The 16,591-nt window shown below is 44.8% G+C and carries 15 protein-coding genes; 10 read left to right on the top strand and 5 right to left on the bottom strand.

The window, feature by feature from the left end; translation table 11 throughout:
- Window positions 1-337 precede the first annotated feature (337 nt).
- Window positions 338-1,534 carry an NO-inducible flavohemoprotein gene (gene hmpA, locus AB4371_RS16475; RefSeq protein ID WP_372150351.1) on the top strand — a complete coding sequence of 399 codons (1,197 nt, stop codon included), beginning with the start codon at window positions 338-340 and terminating at the stop codon, window positions 1,532-1,534.
- Window positions 1,535-1,692: 158 nt separating this feature from the next.
- Here the strand turns inward: hmpA and AB4371_RS16470 are convergent, their stop codons facing one another.
- Window positions 1,693-2,640 carry a TDT family transporter gene (locus AB4371_RS16470; protein WP_372150350.1) on the bottom strand — a complete coding sequence of 316 codons (948 nt, stop codon included), beginning with the start codon at window positions 2,638-2,640 and terminating at the stop codon, window positions 1,693-1,695.
- A 239-nt stretch (window positions 2,641-2,879) separates the two neighbouring features.
- On the bottom strand, window positions 2,880-4,286 hold the full coding sequence (gene clcA / locus AB4371_RS16465) for a H(+)/Cl(-) exchange transporter ClcA (RefSeq protein ID WP_372150349.1): 1,407 nt from the start codon (window positions 4,284-4,286) through the stop codon (window positions 2,880-2,882).
- A 552-nt stretch (window positions 4,287-4,838) separates the two neighbouring features.
- Here clcA and AB4371_RS16460 point away from each other — a divergent pair.
- From AB4371_RS16460 to AB4371_RS16450, 3 genes are all read left to right on the top strand, one after another.
- Window positions 4,839-5,822: a GTP-binding protein gene (locus AB4371_RS16460; protein WP_372150348.1), complete on the top strand. Its 984-nt coding sequence runs from the start codon at window positions 4,839-4,841 to the stop codon at window positions 5,820-5,822.
- 182 nt (window positions 5,823-6,004) lie between these two features.
- Window positions 6,005-7,291 carry a DEAD/DEAH box helicase gene (locus AB4371_RS16455; protein ID WP_017069159.1) on the top strand — a complete coding sequence of 429 codons (1,287 nt, stop codon included), beginning with the start codon at window positions 6,005-6,007 and terminating at the stop codon, window positions 7,289-7,291.
- A gap of 164 nt (window positions 7,292-7,455) precedes the next feature.
- Window positions 7,456-8,076: a LysE family translocator gene (locus AB4371_RS16450; protein ID WP_372150347.1), complete on the top strand. Its 621-nt coding sequence runs from the start codon at window positions 7,456-7,458 to the stop codon at window positions 8,074-8,076.
- 172 nt (window positions 8,077-8,248) lie between these two features.
- Here the strand turns inward: AB4371_RS16450 and AB4371_RS16445 are convergent, their stop codons facing one another.
- Complete coding sequence (locus AB4371_RS16445) at window positions 8,249-10,276, bottom strand: PhoX family phosphatase (RefSeq protein WP_372150346.1); 2,028 nt, start codon at window positions 10,274-10,276, stop codon at window positions 8,249-8,251.
- Between the two features lie 254 nt (window positions 10,277-10,530).
- On the opposite strand from AB4371_RS16445, the gene AB4371_RS16440 reads away from it, so the two are divergent.
- The 6 genes from AB4371_RS16440 to AB4371_RS16415 all read left to right on the top strand — a co-directional run bounded on the left by AB4371_RS16440 (window position 10,531) and on the right by AB4371_RS16415 (window position 14,898).
- Entirely contained in the window at window positions 10,531-10,872 is a 342-nt protein-coding gene (locus AB4371_RS16440; RefSeq protein WP_017062629.1) for a YggL family protein, read from the top strand.
- Window positions 10,873-11,138: 266 nt separating this feature from the next.
- A complete protein-coding gene (locus tag AB4371_RS16435; RefSeq protein ID WP_017067451.1) occupies window positions 11,139-11,279 on the top strand; it encodes a hypothetical protein in 141 nt (46 codons plus the stop codon).
- A complete protein-coding gene (locus AB4371_RS16430) occupies window positions 11,272-11,955 on the top strand; it encodes a spondin domain-containing protein (protein ID WP_372150345.1) in 684 nt (227 codons plus the stop codon). The genes AB4371_RS16435 and AB4371_RS16430 overlap by 8 nt, the downstream gene beginning before the upstream one ends.
- 9 nt (window positions 11,956-11,964) lie before the next feature.
- Entirely contained in the window at window positions 11,965-12,645 is a 681-nt protein-coding gene (locus tag AB4371_RS16425; RefSeq protein WP_017072230.1) for a spondin domain-containing protein, read from the top strand.
- An 81-nt stretch (window positions 12,646-12,726) separates the two neighbouring features.
- Window positions 12,727-13,458, top strand: a complete 732-nt coding sequence (locus AB4371_RS16420) for a response regulator transcription factor (protein WP_017067448.1) — start codon at window positions 12,727-12,729, stop codon at window positions 13,456-13,458.
- A gap of 66 nt (window positions 13,459-13,524) precedes the next feature.
- Entirely contained in the window at window positions 13,525-14,898 is a 1,374-nt protein-coding gene (locus AB4371_RS16415; protein ID WP_372150344.1) for a sensor histidine kinase, read from the top strand.
- Between the two features lie 49 nt (window positions 14,899-14,947).
- Here AB4371_RS16415 and AB4371_RS16410 read toward each other — a convergent pair whose 3' ends face one another.
- The gene (locus AB4371_RS16410; protein WP_017062624.1) at window positions 14,948-15,412 is read right to left on the bottom strand and encodes a hypothetical protein; all 465 of its coding nucleotides are present in this window, start codon (window positions 15,410-15,412) and stop codon (window positions 14,948-14,950) included.
- A gap of 158 nt (window positions 15,413-15,570) precedes the next feature.
- Entirely contained in the window at window positions 15,571-16,500 is a 930-nt protein-coding gene (locus AB4371_RS16405) for a DMT family transporter (protein ID WP_372150371.1), read from the bottom strand.
- Window positions 16,501-16,591 lie beyond the last annotated feature (91 nt).

Genomic DNA, 16,591 nt, shown 5'->3' with positions numbered 1-16,591 from the left:
TAATAGAGTCTTATTGACTTAAAAAAAAGGTCTTTTTGACATTTTTATAAGATGAGTTTTGAGAAGAAAACCAGTAATGACGGGGATTGATAAAGTTGGCACTGATTGTGCAAATGATACAGCGAAGCCCAATTATAGCGCTGATTAAATAGACTATTCTTGATCTCAATCAATCAGGTGGCATTAATCAGGTTTCGCGATTTTTTGAAATGAAAACGAGTCAAAATAACTCAGTTTCTAAAAATAACTAAGGTTTCAGAAAATCGATAAGTCATTCTTAATTTTTAGTAGTCAAAATGACATATAGGTCATAAGGCTCAGTGTTCGGAGTAAATTCATGCTTAACAATGCACATATCGAAATCATCAAATCTACTATCCCTCTACTTGAGAGCGCAGGCCCAGCTTTAACTCAGCATTTTTATCAACGTATGTTCACGCATAACCCTGAGTTGAAAGATATCTTCAATATGACTCACCAAAGAACAGGTCGCCAAGGCGTAGCACTGTTTGAAGCTATCGCGGCATATGCAAAGAACATTGAAAATCTAGCAGCGTTAACAACAGCCGTTGAACGTATTGCTCAGAAACACACAAGCTTTAACATTCAACCAGAGCACTACCAAATTGTTGGTTTGCACCTGATTGAGACATTACGTGAACTAGCTGCTGACGCCTTTACTCCAGAAGTGGAAGAAGCATGGACAGCCGCTTACCTATTCTTGGCGCAAGTATTCATCGATCGTGAAGCTGAACTTTACCTACAGCGTAAGCAAGCTGTTGGTGGTTGGGAAGCAGCGCGTGCGTTTGTGATTGCAGACAAAATCGAAGAGTCAGCGCTAGTAACAAGCTTTATCCTTCAGCCAAAAGACGGCGGTGAAGTTCTGGATTACACACCAGGTCAATACATCGGTATCGAAGTGAAACCAGAAGGCTCTCAATACAGCGAGATTCGTCAATACTCACTGTCTGATAAGCCAAACGGCAAGCAATACCGTATTTCTGTTAAACGTGAAGGACAAGGCCAAGAGACACAAGGCGTTGTATCTAACCACCTACACGATACGGTTGCTGTTGGTGATGAGGTTAGCCTATACGCACCAGCGGGTGACTTCATGTATCAAGAGCGCGGCAAGCCAGTAACACTTATCTCTGCAGGTGTTGGTGTAACGCCAATGCAGTCTATGCTTGAGTTCCTAAACACGGAAGATAAAAACGAGCCAGTACTTTACCTTCACGCTTGTGAGAACGTAGGCCAACACTCTTTCACGACTCGTGTTAAAGATATTGTTGCCGACAAAGGTTGGGAAGCGAAAACGTGGTACATGAACAAAGATGAATCTGCATGTGAAAACACGCATCAAGGTCAAATGGATCTAGCGTCTATCTCTGATACTAAAGGCTTTGAAGAGAGCGATTTCTACATCTGTGGTCCTGTTGGTTTCATGAAGAACATCGTAGAGCAGCTAGATGCAATGAAAGTTGACCGTTCACGCGTTCATTACGAAGTATTCGGCCCTCACGCTAACTTCTAATAGGTCTCGGTATTTCTAGTAACACTCGCCTGAACTATTAATACCTTGCCTATTCAAAGGCCTCACAGTGTGAGGCCTTTTTGGGTTTGGTTGGTTTTGTCTGACATCATCGACTACTGCAGAACACGATGGTTCAGCTAAGATCTTTTCGCTTCTATCTAAGAACGTTTCATCTTCTTGGACATGTAGTCGGAATCGAAAAACTCAGGCCAGTACATTTTCACGTAACCACCTGCGACCCAAATTACTAGGATGGTGGCGATGGTTAGCTCAAAGAATCCGAACTTGTGCAGCCAGTACCATTGTGGGTATTCCGCGCCGAAAAATGTGGTTAGACGATGCATGGCAATAGCGCTGATAACGGATGGGAAGGTGACGGCAGCAATTGAAGGTTGGAACTTCAAACGCATTAGGCGGATGTAACACAAGTAAATTAACAGAGTCATGGTGATGGCAATGCCCGACAATGCACCTGTTAGAATTGGGTCTGGGTTGTCGAAGTTAACCAAGTAAGCGGCTAAAGATAAGTTAACCGGAGCTGCCATGATAGCGAGTGTTGGTCTTGCTCGGCGAGGAAGATTGCCTTCGAACACCAAGCGGTACAACACCACTGGCAACATAAGGAAATAGATACCAATACAAGTGACAGCAAGTGTTTCTGAAAATACAGTGTGCCCGAACTGTGTGCCTGCTAAGGAGCTGCTGATCAAACCGACCGGATACAGAAACCAACTCGGTACAATGTTCGACATTTTGAAGTTGATGATCTGAAAACTAAAGAACAACACCATCATGGTAAAGTGCAGCAATAGCGCGCAGAACCAAACTGGATAGGCGATAGCTGGCGATATCTCGGCTAAATAGTCGCACAGAATCAATAAAGCCATGCTCATTGGTGCCATCAAGCTTCCACTTAACGGGTGGCGAATGTCATTAAGGAAGGTATTAAAGCTCGTTAAATAGCGCAGTAAAACAGGCAGCAATAATAGCGCGCCGAATGCAGCGAGGTAGGGACGAATTATCTCACCAATGCCCGGGATATATAACGCCCAAGCTTGTCCTAACCCAATAACGCCAAGTGCTAAAGACGCCTGAGATGGCGGCACATTTTTTACTTGGGTTAATCTTCTCCAGTTCAACGACTTACTCCGACTTAGTTAATTAAAGACTTTTAGAATATTTGCTTTAGTTAGAGTGTGTAGGCCTTTCATCAATAGATTTTGAGGGCACTCAACTAATTTTGAGTGGATGATACCAAGTTTAACGTTTGCTTTTTTGATTTTGATACGGAATCGGGAGATTAAGCACGTTGAATGTGTGCTTTTGTTTCATGAGTCATTTGTAATTAACATACTTTCTCTTGTTGAGGGAGATCTTGTTGTCTTAGTTTTTCGTTTTTCAGCGTACGATTAAGCAGTTGACTGTAAATTGGCTGCCCACCCAACATTTGAGCAATGATTACCGCACCTAAGCAGGTGATGATCAACGGCAGGATCAGGTAGTAGTTATTGGTCATTTCAATAACCAACAGTATGCCAGTGATAGGCGCTCGAACAGTGGCAGCAAATAAGGCTCCCATGCCAGCAATGGCAAACATACCCGGTTCAATATTCAGTTCAGGGAAGAATGCTGCTGCGATAAGCCCGAACGCATAACCAAAGAGTGTTCCTAGCGCAAGCATTGGTGCAAAGATACCGCCTGGCGCACCAGAGCCGAAACAAAGCAGGGTTGTGAGGACTCGGCCTAAGAAAATCAGCAACAACACATTGGCGCTGTAGCTGCCATTCGTGATGTTCGGGATGATACCAATACCACCACCAGTTAATTCAGGTATATAAAGGAGCAACAAGCCAAAGCAACCGCCAAGTAGGGTGCCTGTCATCAAGTAGCGTTTACGGTCATTCTTGTGGATCGCCACAAACAGGTCTTGGGAAAGCGTAATCAGTTTATTGAAAATCACACCAAACAGGCCGAACAACACACCTAATAATAAGAATAACCAAAGTGCGTCGAGTTCAGGCGGCTGGTACTGAGGCATTGTGATAACGGCAGATTGGCCATTGATAGAACGAAATACAATGTTGGCTGAAACTGCTGAGATGATGACAGCTTTGATTGATATGAGTGAGTAGCGAAACTGTGGTCTCATCTCCTCAACCACAAACATGATTCCTGCCAGTGGTGCGTTAAATGCGGCGGCTAAGCCACCAGCGGCACCTGAAGCCAACAGTGAGTGGCGAGTGTCATCGTCTTTGACTCGAAAGATATCGGTGACCATGCGACCAATACTGCCGCCCATTTGAACGGTTGGTCCTTCTCGACCTAAAACCATACCAGAGCCTAATGCGCCCATACCGCCAAAGAATTTTACTGGCAATACTCTCCACCATCGAACAGGGCGCATACCGTCCATCGCACCTTCAATTTCGGGGATGCCTGAGCCTGCAGCCTCTGGAGCAAAGCGGTGAACGAGGAAGTAACCAATAAAGGCAAATGCAGCACTAATAAGGAAAGCGGCCAACCAAAGGGGTAAATAGCTACCGATTTCATCTTTAAGCCAATCGGTACGAGTTTCTGTGATGAAATGAACCGCGACTTCGAAATAGGTACCCACTACGCCAGCAAGTACACCTACAATACAAGAAAGAAAGAGAACGGAAGCGGGTGTCTTATCTCTTGAGAGAAATTGATTAATAGCATCCCTTGGCATTTTGGCTAATAAGGATTGCTTAATTTTCTCTCTTCTGGTCATTGAGATAAGGCTCCTGAATGGGTTAAGGCGGGGTTGTCATAAATTATACGCGTCCTCTGCATATCCTATAGCAGCAAAGATGAAAAGTTGAATTTCATTTATGGAATGTACGTGTTACATAAATGGAATCTATGGGCAATTGTGGAATCGCCGTCACAATTTTGATCGATTCTCTGGTGGTGGCTTGAATATCCCCAAAAATGAACCATAGTTAAATTGTAAAGCAACATAACGAACCGCAAGGAGAAGTGAGGTTTTACACACAATTTGGATGGATTCAGAAACAAAGTTTTAGTTCCTCGTTAAATGTTCAGGTCGATATTTAAGGCTTCCTGATTCGCGAACTCACGATTGAGTAACGAGGGTGAGGCGTACTGAGTAAGTACGCCTTTAGTTCGTCTGGAGCATCCCATTTCCTCATTCCGCTTCTACTGCTTTATCTCTTCTGATTATTTTCGCGCCAACCTCTATTAACGAATCTCAGTGTAAACAATCGATTGGGGTCAACTTTTTGGTGATTGAGTATATACTCCCTTAAAAAGGAGAACTGATATGACTAAAAAAGTTCCTACAAACATCATTACGGGTTTCTTGGGTGTTGGTAAAACGACAGCCATCTTGAACCTGCTAAAAAATAAACCTGAGAATGAAAACTGGGCTGTTCTGGTTAATGAATTCGGGGAAATCGGCATTGACGGTGCATTGATGACAGATCAAGGCGCTTTGATTAAAGAAGTGCCGGGTGGATGCATGTGCTGTACTGCGGGCGTGCCTATGTCAGTGGGTATTAATGCCTTACTTCGCCAAAAGCCAGACCGTTTATTGATTGAGCCGACAGGGCTTGGTCACCCTAAACAGGTTATAGCGACACTGACTTCCGATCAGTACACACCATATGTCGATTTAAAAGCGACGCTTGGTTTGGTTGACCCACGAAATCTGTCTAATGAAAAGTACACCTCGAATCAGAATTTTAATGATCAACTAAATAGTGCAGATGTGATTCTTGGTACTAAGGTTGACCTTGTTCATTCTGACGACATCGATGTGTTCAATGATTGGGTGACGGATCAAACGCCAGCAAAAGTCTTCCATAAGCTAATTCACGATGGTGAAGTGCCATTGGAAGTGTTAGACATTGAAAGAGTATACGGCAGTGCTTCATCTCATATTGAAGCGCATCATCACGATCACGCTGAACAAGAGCCTCAATTCCAACTTCCTCCTGGTGAAGCTTTCATCCGTAAAGAGAATAAAGGACAGGGCTATTTCAGTTGTGGTTGGTTGTTTGGCGCAGAGCATAAGTTCGACTTCGATGCGCTATTCTCTATGTTGTCAGATCTAACGGCCGAGCGTGTAAAAGCTGTCGTGAACACCGACCAAGGTTGCTACGCATTCAATGTGGCGAATCAAGTCGTGTCTGTGAACGAAATTACGCTTGATGGCTTTGAATCTCGACTGGAAGTGATCGACTCGCAGCTCATGCCATGGGGCGATCTCGAGCAGATTCTACTCAAGCTGTGTGGCATCAAATAGCCCTGTTTTTGCTGTTTGAACCAAGGATCTTGGTGTTTACCTCGTTGAAGGCGGGATAAACACCAGATTAAATGAGAAAGTTTGCGTTATATCACGATAAATGTGAGATAAATCACTCTAATTACTTTATAGTGCTCGGCTGAAATAAGAATGTAGGCTGTCTGCTTAAGGAACCCGTAACAATGTCATTTTCCTCTCAAGGTTTTGCTCCTGAATTAGTCAAAGCGTTGACTGAGTGTGGTTATGAAAAACTCACTCCAATTCAACAAAAAGCGATTCCAATGGCTCGTAAAGGCCATGATATTTTTGCTACTGCTCAAACCGGTACGGGTAAAACAGCGGCATTTTCATTGCCTGTTATCCAACACCTTTTGAACAGCGGTAAAAAGGCGTCTAGAGGAACGGCTCGCGGCCTTATTCTTGCTCCAACTCGTGAGCTTGCTGCGCAGATCGCTCAAAACATTAAAGACTACGTTAAATACACAGATCTAAGTGTTTCTGCGGTTTACGGTGGTAACAAGATGTCTTCACAAGTTCGTCAACTAGAACTGGGTGTGGATATTTTGGTTGCAACACCTGGCCGTTTAGAAGAGCACTTAGAAGCGGGTAACGTGTCTATTGCTAACTTAGAATTTCTAGTATTTGATGAAGCTGACCGTATCCTTGATATGGGCTTTATCAATGCCGTTCGTAAGATCATGTTGGATGTAGAAACATCACCGCAAATCATGATGTTCTCTGCAACGACTTCTACTCAGTTAAACCAACTGTCTGTTGATATTCTGCGTAAACCAAAACGTATTAGTGTTGAGCGCGAAAACTCAACGGCTGCTACTGTCGGCCACGTGGTTTACCCAGTGGATCAAGAGCGTAAAACAGAACTGCTTTCTGAGCTGATTGGTCGTAAAAACTGGCGCCAAGTGCTTGTTTTTGTTAACTACAAAGAAACAGCGAACGATGTAGTTAAAGAGCTTAAGCTAGACGGCATTAAAGCAGTACTGTGTCACGGTGATAAAGCGCAAAGTGCTCGTCGTCGTGCTCTAGACGATTTTAAAGAAGGTAAAGCGCGTGTAATGGTAGCAACCGACGTTGCGGCTCGTGGTCTTGATATCGAAGACTTACCACACGTAATTAACTACGACATGCCTTTCCTAGCAGAAGACTATGTTCACCGTATTGGCCGTACAGGTCGTGCAGGTAAGCAAGGTCACGCTGTCTCTTTCGTTAACCGCGAAGAAGAGCTGACTGTCGTTCAAGTTGAAAAACTGATTCAACAGCGCATTCGTCGTGTTGAACAACCGGGTTATGAACCGAAGAAACGTGATGCTTACATCGAGAAGCTGAACACTAAATCGGCTTACAAAAACCGCCAAGGTCGTAAGAACAACGCGAACGAAGAGACGCAAGATCAAGCAAGCGCTGAACGTCGTTTGACTATGATGAAGCGAATTAAAAACCGTCGTAAGTAATTACGGTTGGTGATTGAAAAGAGCCACTGTTATGTGGCTCTTTTTGTTTGTATTGATCGCAATATTGTTTATTGTCATTACTGCTTCGTTTCAACCTCGCTTCATTTCAAGCCCGATCAAGAAACAAGAACTAATAAATAAAAACAAGTCGATAAGGTAATAATATGGATAGCGCACTACTTTGGGCTTTTATTCCCACGTTTTTCTTCGTGTCAATCACGCCCGGTATGTGTATGACTTTGGCGTTGACACTTGGAATGAGTGTTGGATACAAGCGTACATTATGGATGATGATCGGTGAACTGGCTGGTGTCGCTGTGGTTTCTATTGCCGCGGTATTGGGTATCGCTTCGATCATGTTGAATTACCCATGGCTATTTACGGGCTTTAAATTTGTTGGTGCGGGTTACCTGTTTTATTTAGGCGTTCAGATGTGGCGTTCGAGAGGCAAACTGGCGATCAGTACTGACAACCAAACAACAAAAGTCAGCAATGATTGGGACTTGGTGGTTCAAGGTTTTGTCACTGCAATTGCGAACCCAAAAGGCTGGGCGTTTATGATTTCTTTGCTGCCTCCTTTTATCAACAGCAGTAAAGGCTTAGTACCGCAGTTGTTCATTCTCGTGTCGATTATTCTTGTTTCTGAGTTTGTTTGTATGACTCTGTACGCGACAGGCGGTAAGAGCCTTAAGCACATGCTCGGTAAGGCTGATAACGTGAAGTTGATGAACCGCATTGCCGGCACTTTGATGATGGGTGTTGGTGTGTGGTTGTTCGTGAGTTAACTGCGATTAACGAGAGCTTGGTATGACGATGAGCTTGAATGCTAGGATTCTTACTTAAACCGAAGATTGAATAGAATAGAAAAAGAGCGATAGGGCATTTGGCCTTATCGCTCTTTTTGGTTTTACATAGCTAGATGTTAGAAATGTTTCCGATCTTAGCCAGTTCTACCGATTAAACCGCGATTTCACCACCGTCCTCACGGCGAATCACAACGGTAGATGCTCTCGGACGAACGTTGCCTTGAGTCTGAGCCGTTGCATCGTCTGATGATGGCCAGTTCGCAGGGTGTTGAATGTTCACAAACAGTGATTTGAAGTCTGGGCTGATGGTAAAGCCAGTCACTTCACAACCGTTTGGACCCACAAAGAAGCGCTTTAGCTGTGCTTGATTGTTAGTATCAATTACCGCGCTGTTACCTTGGTCATCCGTTAACTGAGATGGAACGACAGCCAGCATTTGGTCATTAGTGTAGCCTGTTACTTCGTCTGCGCCGTTATCCGTCTGAATCCACAAAATGCCGCGAGCATCAAACGCTAAGCCGTCAGGGCTCGCGAACTGGTTCATGTCTGTTAGACCAGAGCGGTTAATAGACTTGTCTTCCACTGCTGGTGAACCAAATACGAAGATATCCCAATCGAACTCGCCTGCCGTTTTGCCTTCATTCCAACGGATAACATGACCGAACTTGTTGTCTACGCGAGGGTTCGCAGAGTTCGCTTCTTTACGCTTGTTGTTATTAGTCAGCGTTAGGTAAGCCGTACCCGTCATTGGGTCAACAGAGCACCATTCAGGGCGATCCATTGGCGTTGCACCAACAAGGTCGGCAGCGCCCGCTGTATTGATGATAAGCGCTGCTTGAGAGTCAAATGAATCACCTAGCTTGCCGCCGTTTGTAGTCTTGCTGCCCAACGTTAGTGGTAGCCACGTACCTGAACCGTCATCGTTGAACTTAGCCACATACAGCGTGCCTTTATCCATGTACTTGTCACCCGCACTTAGGCGATTACTCGGCTCTGCGTCACGCGGGTCCCATTTCTCTTCAGAAACGAATTTGTATAGGTATTCAAAACGAGAATCGTGACCAGAGTAGAATACGATCGGCTCGCCTTCGGTCAACTTACCAAACGTACAGCCTTCGTGACGGAAACAACCCAGTGCAGAACGTTTCTTAGCGCGAGAGTTTGCTGTGTATGGGTCGATTTCAACAATGTAGCCGTGACCGTGTGCTTCGTTACGGTAATCGTCCATTGCTGACTCACCTGTTGGTGTTACGTCAAAGCGAGCAAATTCGTCTAGGCGTTCTTGTTTGTCACCAGAAAGCGTGTCCCAACCGTAACGTGTTTTGTCGGTAGCGATACCAATACGTTCTTGCGCTGGTGTTGTCTCGCCTTTGTTAACGAAATAACCCGGCCAGTTTTCTTCACACGTTAGGTAAGTGCCCCATGGTGTGTAGCCATTACCACAGTTGTTCAACGTGCCACGAGCTTGGCTGCCGTCTTGTGAGAACTTGGTTTTGGTAAATTCACTGTGTGCAACAGGACCAGACAGATCCATTACGGTCGCGCCTGTGTAGCGGCGGTTCAGAGGATCGTTATCGACCATCACCCATTGGTTGCCTTCAAGTTTTACACGAACCACGCTCACGCCGTGTGCGTTGATCTCTTTACGTACTTCATCAAGGCTAGGGCGGTTGCCTTCATCGTATGTAGGACCATTAGCGTGCAGTGCTTTTTGGTCGATGTATTCGTGATTAATCACCAACAAACCGTCGTTGCTGTTGCCATTAAGCGGGAAGAAGTGCATGCCGTCGTGGTGCATGCCCAGTGAGTTTGCTTGATCTTGTGCGTTGTTGGTTCCATCTTTTAACCAAGCATTGCCTTGCTTGTTAAGTGGAGTACCCCAAGGAACCAATACTTGTGCTGTATAGCCTTTTGGCACAACGACACTGTCTGTCAGTGAGCCTTTAACCGATTCGAATGCAAGTGTAGCAGTGCTTTTTTGCGGTGCGCTAGATGATGCTGTCGCCGCGTGCGCTGTGCTGTGGCCTGCTAAACCAAAAGCACCAAACGCCGTCATTGCACTGATGCCTAAACCGCCTTTGAGAACATTTCTTCTTGAAAGGTTCGCATCTAAAACTTCTTCGAAGGGTTTGTTTTTGCTCTTATTAAAACGAGTGCTATCAAATGTTCCCTTGCTCATCTTTACTGCTTCCTATTGGCTGATTTTATTATTCGTTATTCATGACTTACCCACCTACTAACTAATTGGTTAATAAGTTGGGTCAATGTGTGACTAATCGTGAAGCAGTTAAGTGACAGATTTTTATAGATTTGATTAAGGTTTTGTTTCTGTAGCACGATTTTTGCCATTAACACCCTTGTGTAATACAAAACTCTTGGGGATTGATGTGGAACTGTGTATAAATGCTTTATCAAACGAAAAGAGAGGCAGTTATGAAATTAGATAAAATCGAAAACAAAAATCGTCGCCTACGCAAAAAGCTATACCTAGGTGAATTCGCGATTCTGGGTTTTGAAGTAAGCTGCAAGACATCGATTACTGATTTTGATCAATACGATGTGTTCATTGATGAGTTCATTGATTTCATCGACAGCATCGGTCTGTGCTTTGGTGGCGGCGGCCTTGAGCTGTTTGAAGGTTTCTTATGCTCAATTGAGCGCTACCGTTCAGTAACAGAAGCAGAACAACTGCAAGTTGCTCAATGGCTTGAAGCTCGTGCTGAAGTAAGCAAAGTGGAAGTTAGCGAACTGATTGACGCAAACTACGCGTTCTAATTTGATGTTGTGTTGTTAGCTCGATTGAAAGGCCAAATACGGCTTAGGAAAGAGTAACAACAGTACGCTAGAATAAAGGCCGAATCGTTAAATCGATTCGGCCTTTTTGCGTTTTATTCGTTCCATTTCTATTCTTTATCTTCTTTTCTATCCCTTCTGACGTAAATGATAAATTGATATTTTTCGATTAAATATTAGTACTTTATCGCTATTTTTATTTGCAGTAATAAGTTTGGATAAACTTGTGAGAGTTTTATGAGAATTCAATGAAGTTGCTGATAGATTTGATCGTCATTCTTAGAGTCAACAACACCACAGTTCGTTCTGGCAAAGGTAACGGTATATCGCTGTTATTCGTTTTGTTGGCAACGATAGGACTCGATAAAGGATGGAATCAAAATGAATAAACGTACTCAAATCAGCTTAGTGATCAGCTCGGCTATGTTGGCCTTCGGAGCGACTCAAGTTCAGGCTGCTGAGCTTGAAGTCACTGTCACTAATGCAACGAAAGGGATCTACTTTACGCCTATCTTAGCGGCGGCTCATGACTCAAGCTTGTTCATGTTTAGAACGGGTGAAACGGCTTCTTCGGAACTAGAGTCCATGGCCGAAGGTGGCGATATTTCAGGTTTATCTGGTGTCATTGCCAACGCGGGAGGCGTGGTGGTTGAGAACCCAGCGGCCGGCATCCTCAATCCAGGCGTCGCAACTACGTTTGATATCAGTACTGGTGATTTAGAGTACCTATCATTGGGTGCAATGTTGCTGCCGACAAACGACGGCTTTGTTGGTCTAGATAGCTGGAAGATCCCAACTCAAGCGGGCACCTACAAAGCGACTCTAAATGGTTATGACGCAGGCACAGAAGCCAATGATGAGCTGGCGGGCAGTATGCCGAACCCTCCATTCATTACCTTTGGCGCTGGTGGCACAGGTGTAGAAACGGCAGTATCAAACGCTAAGGTTCATATTCATCCAGGTAACATTGGTGATGGTGATGCGGCGGGCGGCATCAGTGACCTCGATAGCAGTAGCCATCGATGGTTAAACCCTGTTGCAACTATCACCATTGTTGTGAAGTAAGGGGGATGTATGAAAGCTAGAATTCTATTTATCGCTGCATCAGTAGCTGTGTTAGCGGGTTGTCCGGACGATGACGACGATTACTATCGCTATGATGTGAGTGTTACTAACCTCACCCCCAATCAACCAATGTCACCACTCGCGGTGTTGACTCACAATACGAATTTTGATCTGTTTGAAGTTGGGCAAAGTGCCTCTGTCGATCTGGAATACTTGGCGGAAGGGGGTAGTAATGCACAATTGCTTGCGCTCAGTGACAGTGACGCCAATGTTTATCAAGGCATCTCAGGCAATGGACTGATTCTTTCAGGTGAGCAAGACACGGTGTCGATTCGTGTCGACCCAAATCAAGAAGGGTATATCTCAGTTGCTTCCATGTTGGTGAACACCAATGATGCGTTTGTCGGCGAATCCGGATTATCACTCAAGTCATTAGCGGTGGGTGATACCTTTACCATGAACATGAATGTTTGGGATTCGGGAACTGAGCTGAACGATGAGCTTGCTGCAACCATTCCGGGACCAGCAGGCGGTGGTGAAGGTTTTAATACCACACGAGACGACACCGATATAGTGAGTTTTCACTCTGGCGTAATCAGCCAAGATGATGGCCTTACGACTTCTACTTTAAGTGCAAATCATCGTTTCCTTAACCCCGGTGCAAGAATCACCATTACTCGAACTCAGTAACAGGTTGAAAGCACGATGAAAGAATTCCTGCTCTGTTCCGGTCAATTGAAAGGTGGGCGGACTCAGAATAGAGCAGGGATCATGAATAGTGCTGCGGTAAATTTGATGGCAAACATATTGTTGGTTGAAGACGATGATGACTTGGCTGAACTGGTGCAGATGCATCTTAAGTTCCAAGGGCATAACGTAATCAGAGCTAATGTGATTGAAAAGGCTCAGGCGCTCTATAAAGAGGGTCATTTCGATTTGATCGTACTGGATCGTGGCTTACCAGACGGTGACGGACTCGATTTCTGTCGAATGTTGCGTCAGCAAGAGGATTGGACGCCAGTACTCATGCTAACCGCAAGAGACGCTGAGTTAGATAAGGTGTCAGGCTTAGAAGCCGGTGTTGATGACTACATAACGAAACCTTTCAGCGTTCTCGAGTTTCAAGCAAGAGTGAGGAACGTGCTTCGCCGTTTAAGCCATGTCGAATCAGCGACTCAAGAGGTTGTGACAGCAGAATCGATTATGAATTTTGGTGTGCTCACTATTCAACCTGAACGCCATCAGGTGTCACTCAATAACCAAGACGTACCGCTGACAGCTACCGAGTTTACCTTACTTCATTTCTTAGCAACCCGCCCGGGGCGTGTGTATAGCAAAGACGAGCTGCTCGATCATGTTTGGAATACTCATCACTCTGGCTATCACCATACCGTGTGTAGCACAGTCAACCGGCTAAGAACCAAGCTTGCGATGCCGAATAGTGATGATGATTTCATTAAAACCGTTTGGGGTGTTGGTTATAAGTTTGAGTCGAAAGCTTAGGCCTATGTGTCGCGTCCGAAGTTTACTAAAAGGCCAGTAAGACCTAAGAGCCATCGAGGAGAGAACATGAGTTTCAAATCGCGTTTAGTGTTGTTCACCAGTTTGTGGTTTCTGCTCGTGAGTGTGGTGATTGCTTATACCTATAATTGGCAAAAAGAGACGATAGAACAAAGAACTAAGCAGAGCTTACACAAAGAGCTCGCGGTTCATATGCGCGATGATAATCCTCTGATGATTGGTACCGACTACAACCCTAAAGCGCTCAAATCCATTTTCCACACCTTGATGTTGATAGGGCCAGATTTTGATATCTATTTCCTCGACAGTCAGGGCAAGATTACGACTCATGCTGCGCCAGAAGGCACTGTGTTAGCCAACCAGATAGACTTAGCACCCATTCAACAGTTTTTAAACGACGAGCCTTATCCCATTCTGGGGGAAGATCCGATCAATCCCGGGGCTCGTAAGGTGTTTTCCGTAGCAGCGATTGAAGAGTTGGGTTCAACAGTTGGGTATCTGTATGTGTTGATTGGCAGTAATCGTCACACGGTGATTGCCAATTCGCAGGTCGATACGCCATACATTGCGCTCGCGGGGCTCATGCTGATCTCTATCTTGGGTTTTGCGGTTGGAGCTTATCTGTTGGTCAAACGTAGCCTGTTAAACCCAATAGAAGCAGTAACTAACAAGTTGCAACAACAAGCAGAGCAAGATTTTCGATTGGACCCGAACTTCATTCATCAAGTACCAGAATTGGTGCCGATTGCACGCTCGTATCAGTTGATGGCGAAGCACATTCAACAGCAATTTTTGCAACTTGAATATCAGTCGTCACATCGAAGACAAAGCTTATTACAGCTCAGTCATGATTTGAAAACGCCATTGTCGAGTGTATTGGGGTATCTAGAAACGTGGAGGATTCAAAACCCACATTCGGATCCACTCATAGATGTGGCATATCGCAATGGCAACAAGTTATCTGAACAGCTCCATTCGCTGTTAGATAGCGCCAAGAAAGATAACCCGGTACCCACATATCAATACGCTTCAATCGATTTCAATGGGCTGATGAGCGAATGCTTAGAAACGATACAAAGCAAATATCGCCATAAGAATGTTGAGTTGAACATTAATATGCCTATTGGAATCAAGGCTGTGGGTGACAGTGATCTGCTTGAGAGGTTGATTTTGAATCTGTTAGATAATGCATTGAGGCATAGCCCAAGTGGCACTGTGGTGTCGTTAGATGTTGGTTTTGAAGCGGATTCCAAACGGGTGAAGGTGGTGATTCATAATGAGGTTGAACTGGAAGCGCCGAATGGTTCTTTGGGAATAGGAACCAAGATCGCGCAGTCGATACTGATGTTACATCACAGCGTGCTAGAAACAACAAAGGCAGAGAACTCCTTTCAGCAAAGCTTTTACTTGCCCTCGGTATAGCTCTATCTGCCTTCGATTTAGCTTGATGTGTACTTACGTAGAACTAACGTTAAGCGTCTTTACTGTCTTCGTTGCCTTCGTTCACTTTCGCGTAGAAGTGAAGTAGCTCAGTTAATTCTTTAACCCAGCCAAACGCATCTTTAGGTGCGTTCTTTAAGATCTTTTCTACTTTCTCACAGTGCACTTCGATTGCGATTGCTTCTTCAAGGTTGAAAGAAATTGAGTAGAAGTGCCAAAGCAGTAGGCGAGTCATTCGCTCGATGTTCTGTTGCGAGTTATCCGACTCTGAGAAGGCTAGGTTTACTTCACCAAGCGCGATAGCTGTCATTCGAAGCATTGCGTCAAATTTCGCTGATTGCATGCGTTCTTCGCTGGTGACTTCTTCTTGCTCGAACGTAAACAATTCCGTCATTGCATCTTCAGGTACAAGGCGATGAATCATTCTTAAACTAAATTCTTCTAGTTCATGGCGAGGCATGGTGATTAAGCAATTTAAGGTGTAGTCGCGTTGCATGGTGTTCTCTTGGATCTGCAAAAAGGTCGGACAGTTTAATGGAGAAGCGAGTTTAGAAAAAGCAGATTTTAGATAAGCCTGCGTTGGCAGGCTTATCTGTGTACTACAAGCCCTAAAATCGATGCTTAGGGGAACTGTATTTAGGTTTGAACGCAGTATCAGGCTTTGCTATGGCTTGGCGGTTGGTACTGCATCGACTGGTCGTTTCTCATGAATATGTTGCTCGCGACCAAACTGCCGATGCAAATAGAACCAAGGGCGAGCCAAGTCATCGCATCAGGAATCTCGTTGAATAGTGGGATCGCCAACAAGGTCGCCACTGCGGGTGTTGCACTGCCAAAAGCGGCAGAGCGTTCAGCCCCTAAGGTATTAACCGCATAAAGGTAAGTGAACGCAGCGATTAAACCCGCCCCAACGCCTTGCACTGTTGAATGAACGGCAAGCTCCGTGAAGGGCCAATTAGCGATTGTTGTGTCCATTAGGTGGCTTGGGAGGGTTCCAGTCAGGATTAGGACGAGTAAAAGCAAAGTAGAACAGAGAGAAATAAAACCGGCACTGACTAACGCATTAAGATTAGCGACACGGGCTGAGATGGTGAACATCGCCCACATTAAGCTTCCGCATAAAAACAACAAATGACCTTTGGTGTATTCGAAGTTGAAGCTGCTTAAGCTACTCCCTAAAAACAACAGTATGCCGAGCAAAACCAAACCTAAACCAACAACACGATGTCGGCTGAGTGGCTGCTTAAAAAAGAGTACCGCAATTCCTGTAACGAACAGAGGAAGCGTGCCCGGAACAAGAGCACTGCCATGAGATACCGGAACAAACTGCATGGCCGTTCCGGCAACAAGCAGATAAGGTAATCCGCTACCTACGAACATACCCGTTAGATACCGTTTAGGGACGACGGCAATTGCGCTGCGTGCTTTCCACATCAAAGGCAATAACACCAAAGCCGGTATGAGAAATCTTGTGAGAGCGATATCGGCAGGTGTTAAATCTGAATTTGCGCCGCCTTTAAGAGAAAGAAAAAAGCTCGCCCAAATGAGTAGGGTGACAGTAATAGATAAGTAGCCAAGATTCATAATATAGAAGGAGAGTGGGTGATGACTCATTATGGAACAGTTGGTGTGCCACAGGTTGGCAAGTTTTGGCTAAACTTGAACTATCGTTGAT

This window comes from Vibrio sp. 10N.261.51.A3 (genome assembly GCF_041471965.1).
Taxonomy (GTDB): domain Bacteria; phylum Pseudomonadota; class Gammaproteobacteria; order Enterobacterales; family Vibrionaceae; genus Vibrio; species Vibrio crassostreae_C.
The sequence above is the reverse complement of the archived record's forward strand: the minus strand, read 5'-3'. Positions and strand labels throughout refer to the sequence as shown.